Source organism: Microcystis sp. M31BS1 (assembly GCF_020245285.1).
In the GTDB taxonomy this organism is placed as follows: Bacteria; Cyanobacteriota; Cyanobacteriia; order Cyanobacteriales; family Microcystaceae; genus Microcystis; species Microcystis panniformis.
The window spans coordinates 1-6,149 of the sequence record NZ_JADBVE010000314.1 but is presented as its reverse complement, the minus strand read 5'-3'; the positions used below and the strand labels follow the sequence as shown (position 1 = coordinate 6,149).

At 40.9% G+C, this 6,149-nt stretch carries 5 protein-coding genes; 1 reads left to right on the top strand and 4 read right to left on the bottom strand.

Going from position 1 to position 6,149, the window contains the following annotated elements:
- The coding region (locus tag IM509_RS18060; RefSeq protein ID WP_271987681.1) for a Uma2 family endonuclease at positions 1-297 on the bottom strand (297 nt) is incomplete at its 3' end.
- Position 298: 1 nt separating this feature from the next.
- Positions 299-454 carry a CU044_2847 family protein gene (locus IM509_RS18055; RefSeq protein ID WP_002762885.1) on the bottom strand — a complete coding sequence of 52 codons (156 nt, stop codon included), beginning with the start codon at positions 452-454 and terminating at the stop codon, positions 299-301.
- A 514-nt stretch (positions 455-968) separates the two neighbouring features.
- Here IM509_RS18055 and IM509_RS18050 point away from each other — a divergent pair.
- A complete protein-coding gene (locus IM509_RS18050) occupies positions 969-2,693 on the top strand; it encodes a diflavin flavoprotein (protein WP_185236779.1) in 1,725 nt (574 codons plus the stop codon).
- A gap of 245 nt (positions 2,694-2,938) precedes the next feature.
- Here the strand turns inward: IM509_RS18050 and ppk1 are convergent, their stop codons facing one another.
- Both ppk1 and IM509_RS18040 read right to left on the bottom strand, forming a co-directional pair.
- Positions 2,939-5,107, bottom strand: coding sequence for a polyphosphate kinase 1 (gene ppk1 / locus IM509_RS18045; RefSeq protein WP_052278216.1), 2,169 nt, complete (start codon positions 5,105-5,107; stop codon positions 2,939-2,941).
- A gap of 708 nt (positions 5,108-5,815) precedes the next feature.
- The gene (locus IM509_RS18040) at positions 5,816-5,950 is read right to left on the bottom strand and encodes a hypothetical protein (protein ID WP_249264840.1); all 135 of its coding nucleotides are present in this window, start codon (positions 5,948-5,950) and stop codon (positions 5,816-5,818) included.
- Positions 5,951-6,149 lie beyond the last annotated feature (199 nt).

Here is a 6,149-nt window from a genome sequence, read left to right as displayed (position 1 = left end):
TGTGCCTTTTCCTTCATATAATGGTTTGTCTTTAATCACCATGACATCAGGATAAGTATAAAAGCGATATCTTGGCATCCATAACCGTACATCACTCATAAAAGCCCAATAATCTTGATTGTTAATCTTAGTCGGAAAATTTTTATAAAAATTACCAGCAATCAGATTATGATTGATTGTTGCTCCCGTCATAGGAATAATATCTCCATCTAGATATTCATTTTTGTATTCTGCTGTTTCTTCTAGCTGACAGTATTCTTCAGGTGTGTAATAGCGTTTTTCGATTTGAACTTGCATACTAACCTCCCTTATCTTGGTTAAATTGCCATTCAATAGCAACTTTAATATTAGCTTGTGCTGAATCTTTTGTCAGCAAAGGAATCACCGTTTTACCCTCAACTTGTAACCCAAATTCTAAAGTAACTTTACTGGGTGGATTGGATCGGGAAATCATGATAAGCTCATCTAAAAATATAGCAAATTATACAGACATCTAAGACAAGTAATAGAGTGTAGGCAAGGCACATGAGCCTTTCTTGTCTGAATCTGGCTGCTAATCTAAGAATAAGCGGTTTAAATGCGTCTTAGCTTATTAGCATTTCTTGTCTAATTCCCTGTTTCCGCCGAAAAGCGATCGCTAGTTGTCCAATTTAACTTCACTCGAGTGTATAACAGCCATTTCCCCACACAGATCCCTAGAGAGCGTTTCTCATAAAGATGAAGTATAAGCTAATTCGCTATCGACGATCGACTCCCACCTGAGCATTAAGATAACTGTTATCAGAACGTAGGTTGGGTTTCATGCTTCAACCCAACGCCAGATCATGTTGCGCTACCGCTAACCCATCCTACAAATAATTGTGCCTCCCTACTTATCAGTAATTATGGGAAAATAAATCCCCATATCTTATTTCCTCGTGGCACAATAGAGACAAAGTATAAAAAACTTAACAATAAGGAGGGGTTCGATGGTTGCTACACCAGTCAAAACAAAACGTCTTACCGTGCAGGTGGCCAATCTCACCGCAGACACCACCGCTATTCGTTCCCTCGATTGGGATCGCGATCGCTTCGATATTGAATTCGGATTACAAAACGGTACGACTTATAACTCCTATCTGATTCGTGGGGAAAAAATCGCCCTTGTGGATACCTCTCACGAAAAATTCCGTCAACTATATTTTGATAGTCTCAACGGATTAATTAACCCGCAAGAAATCGATTATTTAATTATCAGTCATACCGAACCCGATCACAGTGGGTTAGTCAGAGATATATTGGAACTCGCTCCCAATATTACCGTCGTTGGTTCGAAAGTAGCAATTCAGTTTTTAGAGAATTTAGTTCATCATCCTTTTCAGCGTCAACTGGTCAAAAATGGTGATCAGTTAGACCTAGGCAATGGTCACATTCTCGAATTTGTTAACGCTCCTAATTTACACTGGCCCGATACTATTTTTACCTACGATCACGGTTCGGGAATTTTATTTACCTGTGATGCCTTCGGAATGCACTACTGTTCCGATGATCTCTACGATGAGCAGTTAAGTGCTATTGAACCAGATTATCGCTTCTATTATGAATGTTTAATGGCTCCTAATGCTCGTTCCGTACTAGCGGCGATGAAACGGATGGAACCCCTAGGTAATATTAATCTCGTGGCTAATGGTCATGGACCGTTATTAAAACATAATGTTACTGAATTATTGACCCATTATCGTGATTGGAGTCAGGCACAAACTAAGGCAGAAAAAACCGTCGCTGTCTTCTATATTTCCGATTATGGTTATAGCGATCGCCTCTGTCAATCGATTGCTAAAGGTATTACTAAAACTGGTTTGGCTGTAGAAACTTTAGACCTGAAATCCGCCGATCCCCAAGAGGTAAAAGAATTAGCTTCTTCTGCGGTGGGAATCGTCATCGGTACTCCCCCCGTTTCTGGTATTAATGCCCAAGAAATTACGGTTAATTTAGGCACAATTCTCGCCTCGGTTAACCCCAAACAATATATCGGAATGTTTGAATCTCAAGGGGGTGATGATGAATCAATTTTACCTCTATTTAATAAGTTTCGTGAAGTTGGTTTAACCAAAGCTTTTGATCCCATTCGTAGCACAGAAACTCCTAACGAGAGTCTCTATCAACGCTGTGAAGAAGCGGGTACAGACATGGGACAACTATTAACCCAAGACGTAAAAGTTAAACAAAGAAAATCCCTCGATACTGACCTCGATAAAGCCATCGGACGGATTAGCGGTGGTTTATATATTATTACCACCAAGAAAGGAGACAGAAGCGGGGCAATGGTCGCTTCTTGGGTGACGCAAGCAAGTTTTGATCCTCCCGGTTTTACCGTTGCTGTGGCTAAAGATCGGGCGATCGAGTCTTTAATGCAAGTGGGGGATCAATTCATTTTAAACATTCTGGAAGAAGGCAATTATCAAACCCTGATGAAACACTTTTTAAAACGTTTCGGACCTGGGGAAGATCGTTTTGCAGGAGTCAATACTCGCACCGCTAATAATGGTTCCCCAATTTTAGCCGATGCTCTCGCTTATTTAGAATGTGAGGTAGTTAGTCGCATGGAATGTGCTGACCACTGGATTGTTTACAATAAAGTTGCCGATGGTCGCGTTTCTAAACCTGATAGTTTAACGGCCGTTCACCATCGCAAAGTCGGTAATTATTATTAGGATTTTTGCTTGATTTGACTGGTTGAGAAAATACAGATCAAGATGCTTGCTCTCAGCTTTTGAGATGGTTTAACCTCTCAACCAGTTAGTCATACTAAATCCGTTGAGTATAGGCTACATATCAGGACGGGCAAAAGGCAATAGGCAATAGGCAAAAGGAGCAATAGATAATCAGTTTTTAATAACCAGATTTAGTAGCACATCTGATCACTGACAACTTACCCACTGATAACTGATCACTGTTCCTATGGACTAATACCCGCAGATTTAAGGGCCTTGTCCATTAAAATTACATGGGTACTGCTTTCCTGTCCCTCATTGTCAGCACGACGCTGAATATAACTGCCATCGGATTGTAATTCCCATGCTTGTCGGTTATCTGACAACATAATGCCGAGAATTTCTTCTAGTTCCTTGGCGATCGCTGGTTCATCGATAGGTGTCACTGCTTCCACGCGACGAGTCAGGTTCCGCGTCATCCAATCGGCGCTACCAATATAAACCTCCTCCTGACCACCATTGTAGAAGTAAAAAATGCGGGAATGTTCCAAAAAGCGGCCGATAATGCTAATTACTCGGATATTTTCGCTTATTTCTGGCAATCCGGGTCGTAAACAACAGATGCCGCGAATAATTAAGTCAATCTGCACACCAGCACGAGAAGCGGCGTATAAAGCTTCTATAATCGGTTTATCGACAAGAGCGTTCATTTTTGCGACAATGCGCCCCGTACCGCCATTTTTACAGTTTTTGGCCTCGCGATCGATCATTGCTAACATCCGTTTTCGCAAACTCACTGGAGCAATTAAAAGTTTGCGATAGGATTGCTGACGGGAGTATCCAGTCAGAAAGTTAAATAAATCGGTGATATCTGCCCCCAAATCCTCGCGACAGCTAAGTAAACCCAAATCAGTGTATAATTTAGCTGTTTTTGGGTTATAATTGCCCGTGCCAATATGGAAATAACGACGGATTTTATCCCCTTCTTTTCTGACCACGAGAACCACTTTTGTGTGGGTTTTTAGACCAACTAAGCCATAAACAACGTGAACTCCGGCTTGTTCGAGCTTTTTCGCCCAACTAATGTTATTTTCCTCATCAAAGCGTGCTTTTAGTTCCACTAACGCCGCTACCTGTTTACCATTTTCCGCCGCTGCAATCAGGGAATTGACAATCGGGGAATCTCCGGAAGTACGATACAAAGTCATTTTAATCGCTAAAACATGGGCATCATGGGCCGCCTGGGCGATAAACTGTTGTACTGAGGCACTAAAGGAATGGTAGGGGTGATGAACGAGAATATCGTTATTGCGAATTAAAGTAAAAATATCTTCGCCATCCTGTTCTAGGATCCCGTCTTCGTTACCGTCAACTATTTCTCGCAATCCCTGTAAAACCGGTGGGGTGACAGGATTCCACGGCGGATCTTTCAGTTCGGGACAGGGTAAGGACAGAAAATAAAATAAATCTTTGTGTCCTAGCAGTCCATCCACATCGTAAACATCGATCTCCTCAAGTCCCAGATCGCGCATGATCCGGTCTTTAATATTGCTAGGAGTAGAACTGTGAATTTCCAGACGTACTGCCGATTTACCGATGCGGCGCTTGCGTACTTCTTCCTCGATCGCTAATAATAAATCATCGGCCTCATCTTCTTCGACGGAGATGTCAGCATTGCGCGTCACCCGAAAAGGATAACATTCTTGAATGATCATGCCGGGGAAAAGTGCCTCTAAATTGTGCATTACCACCTGTTCAAGGGGTACTCCCGTCCAAATCGAAGCTTTTCCGTCTTGGTGGCGTAATTCTTTTGATAATGCCAGAAAACGGGGGAAAACCTGCGGCACTTTCACCCTGGCAAATAGTTCTTTATCGGTATCGGGATCGCGAACGACTACGGCTAAATTGAGACTAAGATTAGAAATATAGGGAAAAGGATGACTAGGATCCACCGCTAGGGGAGTTAAAACGGGGAAAATATTTTGTTCAAAGTAATCGTGGAGATAATTGCGCTGTTCTTGATGTAAATCTACATAGTTAATCAGATGAATTCCCTGTTCCACTAAGAGATTTTTTAGGGTGTGTTCAAAAAGACGATCCTGCTGTTGCACAAGGGGACGCAGACGTTTACTGATCTCGGTTAGCTGTTCCGAGGCAGTCCGGCCATCGGCACTTAAAACGGCTACATTTGCCTCTACTTGTTGTTTAAGCACTGCCACCCGTACCATAAAAAATTCGTCGAGATTGGCACAAAAAATGGCGGTAAATTTTAATCTTTCCAGTAGAGGAGTCCGAGGATCAAGTGCTTCATAAAGCACACGACGATTAAATTCTAACCAGCTTAATTCTCGGTTAAAGTAATATTGCGAATCTTTAAGATCGATTGCAGAAGTTACGGTAGGAGCTTTAGTCATAGAGTCTAATACCTAAATAATAGATTAAACAGTTAGTAAGAAGCCACTCAAGTCTAAATTTGACTATTTTTGGCGTTTTTTTAGGCTACACTGCCCCAGATTAACCAAAGTTACCCCGATTATCTTGGATGCTAATCCTACTGATTCTAGCCTGACTGGGGAAAAAATCAATTTATTAACAGGTTAAGAAATCAGTCCCGACAGATCAAGGTTAAATTAATCTTTCAGTGAAATTAGAGTGCCAGGAAGAACAATAGGCATAATTTGCTGAGAATATTGTCTTTAAAGCCCAGCTTTGATTATAACACAAAGTCGAGCCGAGCCGATTTGTTAAATATAGCGTTTCCAAGTTCAGGCAATAAACCGAATCAGAATATTTGATAAGGATGATGATTAGATTGCCAATTAATCATTAGTGTATATAGGGATTGCTGAAAAAGTACGGGCGAAGCATTCGGATAGAAAATCTCCGGTTTCACCGATAAATTATTGCCCGAATGCTTCGCCCCTACAGGACGCGGCCCGATGAAGTGCCTACATTTCACATTTATTCAGCAAGCCCTAATTAATTCGTCAATATTTATTGACAGCTTCTCTTTGTCAATAAACTTACTAAAATTTAATCCTTCAAACTTTAAATCCAACTTATTCCTAAGAGATAGCAATCTTAATTTACCAATTTCCTGCCCTAACTTTAGTAAAGTTTCTCTAATATCTTTGGAAAAAGCTGCATTTTTTTTCACTTCCTCGTTCTTTTAATAATTTATCGAAAGCAGCAGATTTAATTAACATCATTTCCAAATCATGTTCATCGGTTAAAAAGAGATGATTACTGTCGGGAATTTGCTGTTCTATTCTCGAAAAATCCGCATCTATAACAGCAACAACTCGGCAAAAATTTTCGGCTCTTCTGGTTTCTGTGTGTAAACGAGGTCTATACTGATAGTTTCTTCTTTCAAAATAGTCCTAAAAGTCTTGCCCAGTAAGCATTTAACCTTACATAAGCAAAAATTATCACACAAAGTCGAGAAGAGCCAAATTT

What these genes read in the sequence shown, in the direction of transcription:
- IM509_RS18055 (WP_002762885.1), bottom strand. Translation starts at nt 454, where the DNA reads ATGATTTCCCGATCCAATCCACCCAGTAAAGTTACTTTAGAATTTGGG.
- IM509_RS18050 (WP_185236779.1), top strand. Translation starts at nt 969, where the DNA reads ATGGTTGCTACACCAGTCAAAACAAAACGTCTTACCGTGCAGGTGGCC.
- ppk1 (WP_052278216.1), bottom strand. Translation starts at nt 5,107, where the DNA reads ATGACTAAAGCTCCTACCGTAACTTCTGCAATCGATCTTAAAGATTCG.